14 protein-coding genes are annotated in these 15,545 nt (G+C 69.8%); 3 read left to right on the top strand and 11 right to left on the bottom strand.

All coding sequences use genetic code 11. The features are described 5' to 3' along the window. Positions 1 to 58: 58 nt before the first annotated feature. Positions 59 to 778, top strand: coding sequence for a DUF4142 domain-containing protein (locus tag MKK54_RS22530; protein WP_244014433.1), 720 nt, complete (start codon positions 59 to 61; stop codon positions 776 to 778). Positions 779 to 859: 81 nt separating this feature from the next. Here the strand turns inward: MKK54_RS22530 and MKK54_RS22535 are convergent, their stop codons facing one another. Further along, positions 860 to 1,540 (bottom strand): HAD family hydrolase, encoded by a 681-nt coding sequence (locus tag MKK54_RS22535; protein WP_244014435.1) that lies wholly within the window; start codon positions 1,538 to 1,540, stop codon positions 860 to 862. A 322-nt stretch (positions 1,541 to 1,862) separates the two neighbouring features. Between MKK54_RS22535 and MKK54_RS22540 the strand changes: the two genes are divergently transcribed. Together MKK54_RS22540 and MKK54_RS22545 are read left to right on the top strand one after the other, a co-directional pair. Beyond that, the gene (locus tag MKK54_RS22540) at positions 1,863 to 2,375 is read left to right on the top strand and encodes a GcrA family cell cycle regulator (protein ID WP_244014437.1); all 513 of its coding nucleotides are present in this window, start codon (positions 1,863 to 1,865) and stop codon (positions 2,373 to 2,375) included. A 90-nt stretch (positions 2,376 to 2,465) separates the two neighbouring features. Beyond that, complete coding sequence (locus tag MKK54_RS22545) at positions 2,466 to 2,708, top strand: hypothetical protein (RefSeq protein ID WP_244014439.1); 243 nt, start codon at positions 2,466 to 2,468, stop codon at positions 2,706 to 2,708. A gap of 86 nt (positions 2,709 to 2,794) precedes the next feature. Here MKK54_RS22545 and MKK54_RS22550 read toward each other — a convergent pair whose 3' ends face one another. From MKK54_RS22550 to murC, 10 genes are all read right to left on the bottom strand, one after another. Then, positions 2,795 to 3,004, bottom strand: a complete 210-nt coding sequence (locus MKK54_RS22550; RefSeq protein ID WP_244014681.1) for a hypothetical protein — start codon at positions 3,002 to 3,004, stop codon at positions 2,795 to 2,797. A 119-nt stretch (positions 3,005 to 3,123) separates the two neighbouring features. Next, the gene (gene recN / locus MKK54_RS22555) at positions 3,124 to 4,791 is read right to left on the bottom strand and encodes a DNA repair protein RecN (protein WP_244014441.1); all 1,668 of its coding nucleotides are present in this window, start codon (positions 4,789 to 4,791) and stop codon (positions 3,124 to 3,126) included. Between the two features lie 132 nt (positions 4,792 to 4,923). Next, positions 4,924 to 5,802 (bottom strand): outer membrane protein assembly factor BamD, encoded by an 879-nt coding sequence (locus MKK54_RS22560; RefSeq protein WP_244014443.1) that lies wholly within the window; start codon positions 5,800 to 5,802, stop codon positions 4,924 to 4,926. A 222-nt stretch (positions 5,803 to 6,024) separates the two neighbouring features. After that, complete coding sequence (gene lpxC / locus MKK54_RS22565; RefSeq protein WP_244014445.1) at positions 6,025 to 6,972, bottom strand: UDP-3-O-acyl-N-acetylglucosamine deacetylase; 948 nt, start codon at positions 6,970 to 6,972, stop codon at positions 6,025 to 6,027. Positions 6,973 to 7,301: 329 nt separating this feature from the next. Beyond that, complete coding sequence (gene ftsZ, locus MKK54_RS22570; RefSeq protein ID WP_244014447.1) at positions 7,302 to 9,083, bottom strand: cell division protein FtsZ; 1,782 nt, start codon at positions 9,081 to 9,083, stop codon at positions 7,302 to 7,304. Positions 9,084 to 9,200: 117 nt separating this feature from the next. After that, the gene (ftsA, locus tag MKK54_RS22575; RefSeq protein ID WP_244014449.1) at positions 9,201 to 10,523 is read right to left on the bottom strand and encodes a cell division protein FtsA; all 1,323 of its coding nucleotides are present in this window, start codon (positions 10,521 to 10,523) and stop codon (positions 9,201 to 9,203) included. A 66-nt stretch (positions 10,524 to 10,589) separates the two neighbouring features. After that, positions 10,590 to 11,576, bottom strand: a complete 987-nt coding sequence (locus tag MKK54_RS22580) for a cell division protein FtsQ/DivIB (RefSeq protein WP_244014451.1) — start codon at positions 11,574 to 11,576, stop codon at positions 10,590 to 10,592. Further along, positions 11,543 to 12,466 carry a D-alanine--D-alanine ligase gene (locus tag MKK54_RS22585; RefSeq protein ID WP_244014454.1) on the bottom strand — a complete coding sequence of 308 codons (924 nt, stop codon included), beginning with the start codon at positions 12,464 to 12,466 and terminating at the stop codon, positions 11,543 to 11,545. The genes MKK54_RS22580 and MKK54_RS22585 overlap by 34 nt, the downstream gene beginning before the upstream one ends. 291 nt (positions 12,467 to 12,757) lie before the next feature. Further along, positions 12,758 to 13,696: a UDP-N-acetylmuramate dehydrogenase gene (gene murB / locus MKK54_RS22590; protein ID WP_244014457.1), complete on the bottom strand. Its 939-nt coding sequence runs from the start codon at positions 13,694 to 13,696 to the stop codon at positions 12,758 to 12,760. Positions 13,697 to 14,093: 397 nt separating this feature from the next. Further along, entirely contained in the window at positions 14,094 to 15,509 is a 1,416-nt protein-coding gene (gene murC / locus MKK54_RS22595; RefSeq protein ID WP_244014459.1) for a UDP-N-acetylmuramate--L-alanine ligase, read from the bottom strand. Between the last annotated feature and the right edge of the window lie 36 nt (positions 15,510 to 15,545).

Here is a 15,545-nt window from a genome sequence, read left to right on the forward strand (position 1 = left end):
CGCACCGCAAACGAACCCGATGAACGGCGCCAGCACGGCGTCACAGGAAGCTTCCGCCATGACCAAATCCACCCTGCTCGCCGCCCTCGGCCTCTCGGTCGCCGCCCTCGCGACGCCGGCGCTGGCCCAGGAGCCGCTGTCCTTCCGCGTCGCGCCACAGTTCGATGGCAACCAGCCGGCCGTGACCGACACCTCCGACTTCCGGGCCGCCGCGCTCCGCTCGGATGCCGTCAGCATCGAGTCGAGCCGCATCGCCCTGGAGCGGTCGCGCAACCCGCGCGTGCGGCAGTACGCGCACAACGTTCTCGTGGAGCGCAAGGCCACCACCCAGGCCCTGTTGCCCGAGGGCACCTCGCTGACCGCCGGCGGCACCGTGATCTCGGACACCCAGCCCTTCGAGACCCGCCTCGACAACCCGGTCGGCGTCGTGCTCGCCCCGGTGACGATCTCGGCCACCATCGCCCAGCGCGTGGTGGGCGGCGTGCTTGGCGGCGTCGGCCTCGTGGACAACAGCCCCTCCGAGCCCGGCCGCCGCGTCGCCATCGGCGCCGAGGGTCAGGCCCGCATCGATCGCCTGAAGTCCGCGCCGACCGCACGCGATTTCGACCGGACCTATGTGGACCAGCAGGCCCGCTCGGACGCCCGCACGCTGGGCCTCTACGCCTCCTATGCCCGCAACGGCGACAGCGCCCAGGGCCGCGAATTCGCCAATCAGGCGTTGCCCTACATCGCGGGCGAGCATGCGCACTCGGCCAATCTCGCCGATCGGGTGAACTGACCGCCCGACCACTAGGATTGTGAGACGAGGAAGGGCCGCCCCCCTGGGGGCGGCCCTTCGCGCATTCGCGCCGGAGAACCGTCAGGCGGCTCTCATCAGGGCATCGACGGCGTCACCGAGTTCGTCGAAATGCGCGATGACCCGGTCGGGGCCGAGTTCGGTGACCGGCAGGTCGGTATAACCGAAGGGCACGGCCACCACCGGAATCCCGGCCGCCTTGGCGGCGTCGATGTCGGCGCGGGAATCCCCCACCATCACGGCGCGGGCCGGGTCGCCTCCGGCCCGCGCGATCGTCAGGGTGATGTGGCGCGGATCGGGTTTGAAGTACGGGAACGTCTCGCGGCCGCAGATCGTGGCGAAGCGGTCCGCAATGCCGAGAAGTCCGAGCAGGCGCACCGCCTGATGCTCGTACTTGTTGGTGCAGACCGCGAGCAGGAAGCCGCGCGCGCGCAGCGCGTCCAGCGCCTCGGTGACGCCCGGGAAAAGGTGCGAGTGATCACACAGGTGATCGCCGTAATGCGTGATGAAGTCGGAGAACAGCGCCTCCAGCCGTTCCGTGCTCAGGGGCTCGCCCGCCGTGGTGAAGCCGCGCTGGATCAGGGCCTTCGCGCCGGCGCCGATCATGTCGCGGGCCTGCGCGAGGGGCAGGGTCTGGAGCCCCTCGCGCCGCAGGATCACGTTGAGGGTCCCGATGAGATCGCCGGCGGTCTCGGCGAGCGTTCCGTCGAGATCGAACACGGCGATGGGGGGAAGGGTCGTCATGAGGGCTCGCAGACGGGTAGGGCCGGCCGCGCATCGTGCGTCGGGCCCGGGATTGGCTCGCCCCGGCTCTAGACCATCCCCGGCGATCCGGCGAGGCGAGCCCGGTTTTCCGGCGCGACCTTTGCCGGTGGACAGGTGCCGCACGCTCTTCGCGGGCTTCGGACGCGCACTTGCTTCCGCGTCGCAGCGTCCTGTACGGTTCGTTCAGCCGACGGCCGGGGAGCCGCTCGGCCATCATCCGACGGTCCCGCCCTGCTCGCATGGCGTCCGCCCGTCATGGGCGGCGTGAACCGGTCGGGTGTGGACGATTTCGGAGGGAGCGATGGTGGATACGGTCCCGAGTTGGTCGGACGAGCGCGTCGATCAGCTGCGCCGGCTGTGGGAGGAGGGCCTGAGCGCCAGCCAGATCGCCACACAGCTCGGCGGCGTGACGCGCAACGCGGTGATCGGCAAGGTTCACCGCCTCGGCCTCTCGGGCCGGGTCAAGTCGGCCGAGATGGCAGGGACCGCGTCGCGCAGGACCGGCCGTGACGCCGAGAGCGAATCCGCCCTGGCCGTCGTCGAGGACGTGATCCCGATGGTGGACCTGCCGGTGGAGATCCCCCCCTCGACAACGCCCGCGCCCGTCGCGCTCACGATATCGCGTCGCGTCACCATCATGGATCTGCGGGAATCGATGTGCCGCTGGCCCATCGGCGATCCGACCTCGCCGGATTTCCACTATTGCGGCGACCGCTCGATCACGGGCCTGCCCTACTGCACCACGCACGCGCAGATCGCCTATCAGCCGGCGGCGGAGCGCAAGCGGGATCGGCGCATCGGCGGCTTCCGCTGAGCCGGCGGCGCGGCGGAGTGGCACGGTTTTCCGGTTTCGCGCGTTGAGTTCCGTCGCCGATGCAAGATCGGCGCTGGAAGGTGACGCATCGTGACGGAGACTTCGAGCACAACCCAAGACGCCGACGCGGCATTCCTCGACCTGCATGCCCAGCGCGAGGCGCTGGAGCGGCAATTGTCCCTGGCTCAACTCCGCCAGCAATTCGGAACGGGACAGGACGAAGTCGCCCGCGCGACCAGCGAGGAGCAGTCGCTGCTGCTCAGCCTGGATCGGGTCCTCACCCTCATTCGGGCCGCCGAATACAAGCGGCAGCCGAATTCGCGCCGCTGGTAGGCGCTTTCATCAGAGCCGGACGCGACCGGTTCTCGGACTTCGCCCGACACACCGTCGAGCCCAAACCCTCAACGGCGCAAAGCGCTCTAATCGAGCCGCCGCCGGTCCCGCTCCTTGTGCCTCAGGCGCAGAAGCAGATCGATCTGGCTGTCGGGAATCGGCTGGGTGTCGCAGGTTTCCTCGTAGATGGACCGCAGCGCGGTCCCCAGCCGGTAGCGGGTGTCGTCGGGCAGGTTGGGCTGGCACGAAGTCTCGATGTCGGCCCGCCGTTCACTGTCGCAGAGTCTCTGGTCCAACGTCTCAGTCCCTCGTTCGAGTGATCCAACGTCGGCGCCGAATCGGAGCGCACTCGCCGTTCAGGGAGTGTTACCGAGCATGGTTAAGAGCGCGTTAACGCAACCACGAACCGGGTGCCTCAGGCGTCGGCCGCCTGGAGCAGGCGCGCCGCGGCGGCCCGCGCCTCGTCCGTCACCGTGGCGCCCGCGAGCATCCGCGCGATCTCCTCGCGGCGGGCGGGCGCCTCCAGCGACGCCACGCGGGTCGCGACACGGTCGCTGCCCTTGACGGGATCCTTCGCGATGAGGAAGTGCGTCACCGCCCGCGCCGCCACCTGCGGAGCATGCGTGACCGCCACCACCTGCACGCGGGTGGACAGCCGGCCGAGGCGGGCCCCGATGGCATCCGCCACCGCGCCACCGACGCCGGTATCGATCTCGTCGAAGATCAGGGTCGGCGCGGACCCCTTGTCGGCCAGCACCACCTTCAGGGCCAGCATGAAGCGGGACAATTCACCGCCGGAGGCCACCTTCATCATCGGTCCCGGGCGCGTCCCCGGATTGGTCTGTGCCCAGAACTCGATCCGATCGCTGCCGGCCGGGTCTCGGGATTCCGGATCGGTGGCGATCTCGGTGATGAAGCGGGCGCGCTCCAGCTTCAGCGGCGGCAGTTCCGCCTTCACCGCCGCGTCGAGGGCCTTCGCGGCCCGCCCGCGCCCCTCCGTCAGTTTGGTCGCCGCCTTGGCATAGGCGGCCTCCGCGCCGGCCAGCGTTGCTTCCAGGCCGGCCAGCGCCTCCTCGCCCGCATCGATCGCCGCGACATCGGCCGCGTAGCGCTCCCGCAGGGCCGCGAGATCGTCGACCGCGACCTGATATTTTCGCGAGGCGGCGCGCAGAGCGAACAGCCGCTCCTCCACGCGTTCGAGTTCGCGGGGATCGAACTCGGCCTCGCGAAGCGCCACGTCGAGGATGGTATGGGCCTCGTCGAGGGCGGTGAGCGCGGCATCGAGCGCGGCGACGCAGGGCTCCACGAGAGCGGGCAGTTGCGCCGCCCGACGTTCCAGCTTGCGCAGGGCCGAGGACAGGTGGGAGACGATGCCGCCTCCCGAGGCCTCGATCGCCTCGTTGAGTTCGCGCGCGACCTTCTCGCTCTGCTGCATCACGGTCCGGCGCTCGGCCAGCGTGGTCTCCTCGCCGGCTTCCGGCGCGAGGGTTTCGAGTTCAGCGACCGCGTGACGCAGGAAATCGGCCTCCTTGGCGGCGGCCTCCACCCGGGCGCGGTGCTCGCTCAACGCGCTGCGCGCGGCCTTCACGCGCTTGGCCGCCGCCGCGACCTGGGCGAGCGGCCCTTGCAGGCCACCGAACGCGTCCAGGATGGCGCGGTGCGTGCTGGGGTCGGCGAGCGCCCGGTCGTCGTGCTGCCCGTGAATTTCCACCAGAGCCGCCCCGATGGCACGCAGGACCTGGACGCCCACCGCCTGATCGTTGACGAAGGCCCGGGTGCGCCCGTCGGCCATCTGGACCCGCCGCAGGATCAGGTCACCCTCGGTGTCGATCTCGGCCTCGGCGGCGAGTGCGCGCGCGGGATGGTCGAGGGGCACGTCGAAGACGGCGGTGACGGCGCCCTGCCCTTCCCCATGGCGCACGAGCCGGCCGTCGCCGCGCCCGCCCAAAGCCAGGGCGAAGGCATCGAGCAGGATCGATTTGCCCGCGCCCGTCTCGCCCGTGAGGACGCTGAGGCCCTCGCGGAAGTTCAGGACGAGCTTGTCGATGAGAACGATGTCGCGGATCGCGAGCTGGCTCAGCATGCCGCGTATGGGGCCCCGTTGTGAACGCTGGCGCTGTCTTTACGGCGAAGTGCCGCCGGCTTCACGTAAAAAAGATGCCGCCCCCGGCAGGGAGCGGCAAGGCGGCCCTCGGTGTGTGAGGGGCGGGCCGCGCTACTGAGCCTCGGCCGTCCGGCCGATGACGCCGCGATAGACCTTGCTGAGCCACGAGGTCTTCTCCTCGCGCGGCTCCAGGCCACCATTCTGCAGGAGCGCGTGCGCGTCCTTGTACCAGGGGCTGTCGGGGAAATTGTGCCCGAGCACGGCGGCGGCGGTCTGCGCCTCCTGGGTCAGGCCCAGGGCCATATAGGCCTCGGTCAGGCGCTCCAGCGCTTCCTCGGCATGGCGGGTCGTCTGATACTTGCTGACGACATCGCGAAACCGGTTGATCGCGGCGGGGAAGTTGCGACGCTCGAGGTAGAAGCGGCCGACTTCCATCTCCTTGCCGGCGAGCTGGTCGCGGGTGATCTGGATCTTGGCCTTGGCGTCGGCGGCATATTCCGAGGTCGGGTACTTCTGGACGAGTTCCTGCAGGCCGGCGAGCGCCTTCTCGGAGCGCTCCTGGTCGCGGGTCACGTCGGGGATCTGCTTGTAGTGCGACATCGCCATCAGGTACTGGGCGTAGGCCGCGTCCTTGCTCGCCGGATGGCGCTGGAGGTAGCGCTTCGAGGCGCTGATCGCGTCGTCGTACTTCGCGCCCTCGTAGTTCGAATAGGCGGTCATCAGCAGCGCTTTGCGCGACCAGTCCGAGTAGCTGTAGGTCTTATCGAGTTCACCGAATTTCTTCGAGGCGCCCTCGTAGTCCTTGTCCTCCATCCGCGCCAAGCCCTCGCTGTAGAGCTTGTCGGCGGGAACATCGGGGATGACTTCGGGTTTGTACTTCTCGGCGAAGGGATTGATCGAGTCGAGGGCGTCGCAGCCACCGAGCCCGAGGCCCACGAGGGTCACCAGCACGGCCGCCATCGCACCGCGGTTGGGATGAGTAAGGCGCATTCCGGTCTTCCCCCAACAGACGGGTCCGTTCACGGACGCGCGTCGTCAAGCCATCACAAAGGTCGGTCGCGTGGCTGACGGCCTCATGCCACGATCCGGGTGCGCTGCACACCGGACGGACGTCCCGTTTTCACGCTCGATTCACCGTGGAGCGCGATTTGGGCGCGAAAGCGGCGGGCGGGCCACGCCCTTAACAGAAAGCAGAGAGGTGTGGCGGTGCCGCTACAAGTCGCCGACGAAGGCGGCGATTCCCAGGCTCGCGCCGAACTCGGTCAGGCTGGTCTCGCGGCGGGGGGCCGGGCCCTCGACGATGGCGTAGTTGGCGCGATCGGAGAACAGGGCCGTGAGGACGCCGACATTCATGCGGTGGCCGCCGCAATAGGAGCGGTAACCGCCCTGGAGCGGAAGGCCGGCCAGGGCCAGATCGCCGACCGCGTCGAGGAATTTGTGGCGGACGAACTCGTCCGCGTAGCGCAGGCCCTCGGGGTTCACGACGGCCGTCTCACCGACCGCCACCGTGTTCTCGAGGGAAGCGCCGAGGGCGAAGCCCGCCTTCCAGTAGCGCTCCACGTCCCGCATCATCCCGAAGGTGCGCGCGCCCGCGATCTCGCGACGGTAGGCGGAGGGGGTGAGGTCCATGGCCTTGCGGCTGCGGCCGATCACCGGATTCTCGAAATCGATCTCGACGTCGAGGCGAAAGCCCCGGTCGATCGGGCGAAGCTCGGCGAAGGCGCGGCCGACCTCGATGCGGACGGAGCGGAGCACCTTGATCCAGCGGCGGGCGGCGCCGCAGGTCGCGGTGCCGACGGCGTCGATCGCCCGTACGTAGGGAAGCGCGCTCCCGTCGAGGATCGGCATCTCGGGGCCGTCGATCTCGACGAGGACGTTGTCGATGCCGAGGCCGTAGAGCGCCGACATCAGGTGCTCGATGGTGGCGACGGCGCCGCTCTCGACGTCACCGATGACGGTGCAGAGTTCGGTGGCGGAGACGCAGGCGTGATGGGCCTTGATGAGCCGGTCGTTGCCGGTGGGCATTCCGGTGCGGAGGAAGGCGATGCCGTGGTTGGCGGGCGCTGGATGCAGCGTGATCTCGACCGGGTTTCCGGAATGGACGCCGATGCCGCTCAGGGTCGCGGGGGCTTTGAGAGTCGTCTGTTGGTTCGTTCGCATTCCATAGCCCTCGGCCGTGATCGGGCGTGCCCATCCCGTTGGGATGGGCCTTCAGCCCCTGCGATCCGTCCGCTGCTTGAAGCCCCTGCCGGCGCTTGACGGTCGAAACCGCCGCGCCTTGTCGTTCCAAATTTCGTATAGCCGTGCCCCAAAGCGAGGCCAAATCACGGATTCTTACGCTGTGTTACAGCCCCGGTTTCATCGAGCGATTCCGGAAGCCGTTTCTAAACAATGACTTAACAACAGGAACGGCCCGGAGCCGCTGGGCTCCGGGCCTGTGGCTGAAATATCTCAGCCTGTGGGTCGCGGGGGTGGTGGACCCTCGCCTTTCAGTTGGCCTGGCGGCGCAGGAAGGCCGGGATTTCGAGCTGGTCGTCGTCCATCATCCGGGATTGGGGCGCGACGCGGCCCTGCGGATCGAGGTTCCCCTGAGCCGGGCGGTAGGACGGCGGAGCCTGGACCGGCGCACGCTTGGCGTAGTCGGTCGGCGCGGGGGCCTGCGGCGTCGGAGCGGCGGGCGCCCGCATCGGCGGGAGCGGCGCGGCCTCGACATCCTCACGGCGTCCGCCGAAGCCCACCGTCGCGAGACGGCGCAAAAGCGTCATGCGCTTGGAATCGGTCGCCGGCTCGGCCGGCTGCTCCTCGCGGGCCCGGAGCTGGGCCTGGGCGGGAAGCGGCAGGTCCTGGATCTGCGGCATGCGCGGGGCGCGCGCCACGGCGACGGCCGGACGCGGCGGCACGAAGGCGCCGGTGCCGGGCTGCGGCGCGGGCTCGGCCACCGGGGCCGGGGCGGGCTCGTAGGCCATGGCGGCGCGCGGCTGCGTCTGGGTCAGCATGACCTCGTCGCGCATGACGGGGGCCTGCGGCAGCTCGATCCGCATGGGCTCGGGCGCCAGGGCCACCGGCTCGGGAGCGCGGAGCATCTGGACGGGAGCCTGGAGCGGAGCGGCCTGGGCGGGCGCCTGCACGGGCAACGGAGCGGCGGCCGGAGCGGCTACGGCCTGCTCCTGTCCGGCGGGGCGAAAGGTCGGCGCGGGCTGTGCGGCCCGCGCCCTCGCTTCCGCACGCAGACGCTCCGCGACCTCGGCGATGCGCTGCTCGGTCTGCACGATGTCGGGGTTGTTCTGGGAATTGGCGGCGATCAGGGCCGGCTCGATGCCGGTGGCGACCACCGAGACGCGGATGATGCCGTCGAGGCTCTCGTCGAAGGTCGCGCCCAGGATGATGTTGGCGTCCGAATCCACTTCCTCGCGGATGCGGGTGGCGGCCTCGTCGAGCTCGTAGAGGGTGAGGTCGTTGCCGCCCGTGATCGAGATCAGCAGGCCGCGCGCGCCCTTCATGGAGACATCGTCGAGGAGGGGGTTGGCGATGGCGGCTTCCGCCGCGCGGTTGGCGCGGTTCTCGCCCGACGCCTCGCCGGTGCCCATCATGGCCTTGCCCATGCCCCGCATGATGGCGCGGACGTCGGCGAAGTCGAGGTTGATCAGGCCTTCCTTGACCATGAGGTCGGTGATGCAGGCCACACCCGAGTAGAGCACCTGGTCGGCCATCGCGAAGGCGTCGGCGAAGGTGGTCTTCTCGTTGGCGACCCGGAACAGGTTCTGGTTCGGGATCACGATGAGGGTGTCGACGGCGGCCTGAAGCTCCTGGATGCCGGCTTCCGCCGTGCGCATGCGGCGCACGCCCTCGAACTGGAAGGGCTTCGTCACGACGCCGACGGTGAGGATGCCCATGTCGCGGGCAGCCCGGGCGATGACGGGAGCCGCGCCCGTGCCGGTGCCGCCGCCCATGCCGGCGGTGATGAAGCACATGTGCGCGCCCGAGAGCTGGTCACGGATCTCGTCGATGACCTCGTCGGCGGCCGCCGAACCGACTTCCGGGTGCGAGCCGGCGCCGAGGCCCTGCGTCACGCCGAGACCCATCTGGATCACGCGCTCGGCCTTGGACGAGGTGAGCGCCTGCGCGTCGGTATTGGCGACCACGAACTCGCAGCCCAGCAGGCCGGATTCGATCATGTTGTTCACGGCGTTGCCGCCGGCTCCGCCGACACCGAAGACGGTGATGCGGGGCTTGAGTTCCCGGATATCCGGCGCCTGCAGACTGATGGCCATGGTGTCGAGCCTCTCGTGCCTTTCACGTTTCGTTTGACGCTCGCCCGGAGGAAGCGCCGATTTGTCAGAGCCGGTCACGCTCACCCTGCGGGGTTTCGAGCGCGGCGGCCGTCGTTCCTAGAAGCTCTCGCGGATCCAGCGTCCGACGCGCGAGAGGTAGCCGTCCGTTCCCGTGCCGGCGAAGGCCCCGTGGCCCCGCGGCTCGAAATGCTCCGCATGCGCCACCTGCGGGTAGACGAGGAGGCCCACCGCCGCCGAGAAGGCGGGGCCCTTGGCGGCTTCCGGCAGGCCCCGGATGCCCAGCGGCCGGCCGATGCGGACCTGCCCCTCCATGACCCGGCGGGCCACTTCGGGCAGGCCGACGAGCTGGCTCGCGCCCCCGGTCAGCACCACCCGGCGCCCGGCCTGGGCGGAGAAGCCGGCGGCGCGCAGGCGGTCGCGCACCAGTTCCACCACCTCCTCCACGCGCGGACGGATGATCCGCACGAGCTGCGAGCGCGGCACGTGCGTGGGGGCGTCGCCCTCGTCCTCGCCGACGCCGTGGACCGCGATCATGTCGCGCTCGTCGGACGCGGTGGGCAGGGCCGAGCCGTAGAGGGTCTTGAGGCGCTCGGCCGCCGCCACCCGGGTGGAGAGGCCGCGCGCGATGTCCATGGTGACGTGGTGGCCGCCGACCGCGACCGCGTCCACGTGGACGAGGTGACCGCCGGAGAACACGCCGACGCTGGTGGTGCCGCCGCCCATGTCGACCACGGCGACGCCCATCTCGGCCTCGTCGTCCACCAGGGCCGAGAGGCCGGCGGCGTAGGGCGTGGCGATCACCGCCTCGACGCCGAGGTGGCAGTGCTCGACGGCCAGCATCAGGTTGCGGGCTGCGGCCGCCTCGCCGGTGACGACGTGAAGGTCGACGCCGAGCGCGTCGCCCATCATGCCCGAGGGGTCGATGACCGCGCCCTGGCCGTCGATGGCGTAGCCCGTCGGCAGGGCGTGGAGCACCGCGCGGCCGGGGCTGACGCCGTGGGCCGAGGCGGTCTCGAGCACGCGCTCCACGTCGGCGCCGGTGACGGTGCCGGTGCGGGTGTTGACGCGGGCCTCGAAGTGCTGCGAGCCGATGCGGCCGCCGGACATGTTCACGATGACCGACTGCACCTCGACCTTGGCCATCCGCTCGGCGGCATGGACCGCCTGACGGATCGCCGTCTCGGCGGATTCGAGATCGACGATGACGCCGCCCTTCAGCCCCTGCGAGCGCTGATGGCCGATGCCGATCACGCGGGCGAAATGGGTGCGCCCGCGCAGGGTGGTGAGGGCCTCGGCCGGCTGAAGCTCGGCGATGAGGCAGACGATCTTGCTCGTTCCGATGTCGAGCACCGAGAGGGTGGTGCTGCGCCGGGCCGAGAGAGGTTTCAGGCGTGGGGTGAGGCCGTGCGGGTCGTGCATCGGGCTACCGAGCGGAAGGGGTGAAGCGGGACGGATGCGCGCGATGCGCCGGACGGATCGTGCGGCTCATGTGCTGGTCCCCTTGGGCTTGGACTTCTTCTGGGATTCGGCGCGGGCGGCGGCCGCCTCCTCGGTGAGCCGAACCACGACCCGGTCGGGCATGCGCAGGTCCACCGCGATGATGTCCTTCTCGAGGATGCGATTGTCGCGTTCGAGCTTGACGAGGCGCGCCAGCGCCTCGATGGCGCCGGTCTCGGGCAGGCGGATGTCGACGCCGTCGAGCTTGAGCGTCCAGCGCCGGCCCGAGACGTAGGTGCCGGCCTTGACGCGCTCGGCGAGGGAGCCCGCCGCCTCGATCAGGGCGAGGTAATCCTTGAGCTTGAGGTTGGCGTCGTCGCCGACCACGAGCGGGAGCGCGGCGTAGCGGTCGTCCCGCATCTGGTCGATCACAGTGCCGTCAGCGGCGATCACGGCGATCTCGCCGTTGCGCTGCCACAGGGCGGCGGGCTCGCGCTCCACCTGGGTGATGACGATCTCGTTCGGATAGACCTTGCGCACCGAGGCGCTGGCGATGAGCGGCACCGCCAGCAGGCGCTCGCGGGCTTCCGCCACGTCGAGGAAGACGACGGAGGAATGGCCGTCGATGCCGGCGGCCTGGAGCACCTCGCGCTCGTAGAGCCGGGCGATCCCCGAGATGGTGACGCGCTCGACGCCGAAGCCGGCCAAACGGGCGAGGATGTCGAGGGGGCGGCCGTGCTCGACCACGAAGCGGTCATACGCGCCGCTGCCGACGAACCCGGCCAGCGCCAGGGTCGCGAAGGAGACCGAGAACACCGCCGTGCCGAGATGGCGCGGGACGCGCCGCTCAATGGGAACCGCGAGGCGGGAGCGGCGGCCGGGGGGCGTGAAGCGGCGCAGGCGCGCGGCGAGCGCGGCGCGAACGGAGGCGATCGTGCCGGCGGCGGGCCCCAGGGAACCTTGGCTCAGGGAACCTTGGCCGCCGAACGGGCCTTCGGCCCCTACCGGCCCAACGTTGCGTCCTCCACCATCCATTGGACGAGCTCACCGAAACTAAAGCCCGCGTGGGCTGCGATCTCCGGGACCAAGCTCGTCTTCGTCATGCCGGGTTGCGTGTTGACCTCCAGGACGACGAGGGCACCGGTTCCACCCGGTGTGTCGTCGTAGCGAAGGTCCGCACGGCTGATGCCCCGGCACCCGAGTGCTTGATGCGCCGTTAACGACAACTCTTGGACACGCTGGTAAAGATTTGGTTTAATTTCTGCCGGGAGGACGTGGATCGACCCCCCCTCCGCATACTTCGCGTCGAAGTCGTACCACTCGCCCGAGGCCGGCTTGATCTCGATCACGCCGAGGGCCTTGTCCCCCATCACGGCGCAGGTCAGCTCGCGCCCCGCGACGTAGGTTTCGGCAAGGATTTCATCGCCATAGGCCCAATCCTCCCGGCCCACTTCCTGGGGCGGATGGGAGCGTCCGTCGCGCACGATGATGACACCCATCGAGGAGCCCTCGGCCACCGGCTTGAGCACGTAGGGCGGCGTCAGCACGTGCGACTTCGCCGCCTCGTGACGGTTAACGACGCGCCCCTCCGGAACGCTGACGCCGGCCGCCCGCATGATCACTTTGGCACGCTCCTTGTGCATGGCCAGCGCCGAGGCGAGCACGCCCGAATGCGTGTAGGGGATGCGCAGCAGCTCCAGCAGACCCTGGATCGTGCCGTCCTCCCCCGCCGGTCCGTGCAGGGCGTTGAAGGCCACGTCGGGGCGCAGGGCGGTCAGCACCGTCGCGATATCCGGCTGGACATCGACGCGGGTGACGCGGAAGCCCTGCCCTTCGAGGGCATCGGCGCAGGCCGTCCCCGAATTCAGCGAGACCGGGCGCTCGGAGGACCATCCGCCCATGAGGACGGCGACGTGCTTGGACATGGGGACTCCGTGGAGAATGGGGCTCTGATCGGTATGATCCCGGACCGGAATCATCGGCCCGGACGCAGGGATATCAAAGGTCGGTAGAAGCCTCGTCGTCGGCTCGTCCGCCCCATTCGGTGAAGGCCACGAAAGGATCGTCACGCTCCGGCAACGCCGTTTCCAGCGCCTCGTCAACCGTCATCATGCGCTTCCTGCCTCTCGTTCCGGTCCGACCGGGAGCCGCATCCCGCCCTGGATCGAGGGCCGCTTCCGCCATCGGCATCCGGCCCGATCCCAAGGCGTCACGTCCTACCGGCCCGGCACTTCCGCGTGGAGACCGATGCGCTTGATCTCCCAGTGCAGATCGACGCCCGAGGTCTCGCGCACGCGTCGGCGGACCTCCTCGCCGAGCCCCTCGATATCGGCGGCCGTGGCGCCGTCGCGGTTGATCAGGAAGTTGCAGTGCATCTCGGAGACCTGTGCGCCCCCGACCCGCAGGCCCCGGCAGCCGGCCGCGTCGACGAGTTGCCAGGCCTTGGCCCCGGGCGGATTCTTGAAGGTGGAGCCGCCGGTGCGCTCGCGGATCGGCTGGGCCGCCTCGCGCGCCGCCGTCACCCGCTCCATCTCGGCCTCGATGGCCGCGCGCTCGCCCGGTCGTCCCCGGAACACGGCCTGCGTGAAGATCACGTCGTCGGGGGCGCCGCTGTGGCGATAGGCGAAGCCCATCTCCGCGTGGGTGAACCGGCGCGCCGTCCCGCGTCGGTCGATGCCGTGGGCCTCGACCAGCACGTCCGTGGTCTCGCCCCCGTGCGCGCCGGCATTCATGCGGAGCGCCCCGCCGACCGCGCCCGGGATGCCGCGGAAGAACGCGAGCCCGTCGAGCCCGGCCTCCGCCGCGGCCTTGGCGAGGCGCATGTCCGGCACCGCCGTGCCCACCAACAGGGTCTCGCCGTCGACCGCCACCGAGCCGAACGCCTTGCCGCCGAGGCGGATCACGACGCCCGGCACGCCGCCGTCGCGCACGATGAGGTTCGAGCCGAGGCCGATCACCGTGACGGGAATCTCGGGGTCGAGGGCCGCGAGCAGCGCCGCGAGGTCCTCCGCATCGGCCGGGCTGAACAGCACCTGCGCCGGGCCGCCGACCCGGAACCAGGTCAGGTCCGAGAGCGGCTGGTTGGCGATGAGCCGCCCGCGCAGGGCCGGAGCCCGGGCGCGGATGTCGGGGGTGATGTCCGGGAAGGCGGTCATTGCGGCTGGTGCTTCTCGGATGAAACAGCGAACGATTGCACGACTAATACCGGTTCCGGTTGATCACTTCGAGACGATCGGACGCGACGGGCTCCCTCTCCTGGAAGGAGAGGGTTGGGGAGAGGTGTGGTCCATCTCCGGAAAGGTCTCACACCTCACCCTGTCCCTCTCCTTCCAGGAGAGGGGACCCGCGAGCCACCCCATCACCGAACGGATCAGGCCGAAACGGTGTAAGGACGAGGTGCGCGATGGCCCGGACAGTCGGCTAAACACGTCCGGCGGCGCGCGCCCTCACCCGGATGCGGCCCCGGATGGCTCCGAAGACCGAGACCCTCGTTCGCGGGAAGCCGCGCCAACGCGCCGAAGCACCCGAAGGGCAGCGACGCGGAGACTCGCCTCACGCCGGCACACCGTCCAGGGCCGCGAGTTCACCCGGCAGCGCGTAGGCCCATTGCGTGATGTTGCCGGCGCCGAGACAGACCACGTAGTCGCCGGGCTTCGCCCGCCCCGCGACGATCCCCGCCAGGTCCTCCGAGCGCTGGAGCGCGATGGCATCGCGGTGGCCGCGCGACTTCAGCCCCGAGACGAGGCCGTCGCGGTCCATGCCCTCGATCGGCGCCTCGCCCGCCGCGTAGACGGGGGCGACGATGACCGTGTCGGCATCGTTGAAGCAGGTGCAGAAATCGTCGAACAGCGAGGCCAGACGCGTGTAGCGGTGCGGCTGCACGATGGCGATAACGTTTCCCTCGGTCGAAGCGCGGGCGGCCTTCAGCACCGCCTTGATCTCGACCGGATGGTGCCCGTAATCGTCGAAGATCAGCGCGCCGTTCCATTCCCCGGTCTTCGTGAAGCGGCGCTTGACGCCGCCGAAGCCGGCGAGCGCCTTGCGGATGGCTTCCGGCTCGACGCCGAGTTCGTGGGCTACGGCGAGCGCCGCCGTGGCGTTCAGGGCGTTGTGCTTGCCGGGCATCGGCAGGATCAGGTCTTCCATCTCGAGGCGGAAGCCCGGACGCCGGTCGCGGATCATCACCCGGAATTTGCTCTGGCCGCCGCGCAGGTCCACGTCGATGAGGCGGACATCGGCCTGCGGGTTCTCCCCGTAGGTGATGATGCGGCGATCCTCGATGTGTCCGACGAGATCCTGCACGATCGGATGGTCGATGCACATCACGGCGAAGCCGTAGAACGGGATGTTGTCGATGAAGCGCCGGAAGGCGTCCTTCACCGCCTCGAACGAGCCGAAATGGTCGAGATGCTCGGGGTCGATGTTGGTGACGATGGCGACGTCGGCGGGCAGTTTCAGGAAGGTGCCGTCGGACTCGTCGGCCTCCACCACCATCCACTCGCCCTCGCCCATGCGGGCGTTGGTGCCGTAGGCGTTGATGATGCCGCCGTTGATCACGGTGGGGTCGAGGTTGCCGGCGTCGAGCAGGGTCGCCACGAGGGAGGTCGTCGTGGTCTTGCCGTGCGTGCCCGCAATGGCGACGCAGGACTTGAAGCGCATCAGCTCGGCCAGCATCTCGGCCCGGCGCACCACGGGCAGGCGGCGCTCGCGGGCGGCGACGAGTTCGGGGTTGTCGCGCCGGATCGCGGTGGAGACGACCACCAGGGCGGCGTCCTCGACGTTGCCGGCCTCATGCCCGATGAAGGTGCGCATGCCCTTCTCGGCGAGGCGCCGGACGTTGGCGTTGTCGTTCGCGTCCGACCCCTGCACGGTGTAGCCGAGGTTGTGCATCACCTCGGCGATGCCGGACATGCCGATGCCGCCGATGCCGATGAAGTGGATGGGACCGAGCTTGTCGGGCAGCTTCATGGGAAGGACCAGTCTCAGGAGCGTCGGGAGCGCGGG

The organism is Methylobacterium sp. J-068 (assembly GCF_022829445.1).
Taxonomy (GTDB): Bacteria; Pseudomonadota; Alphaproteobacteria; order Rhizobiales; family Beijerinckiaceae; genus Methylobacterium.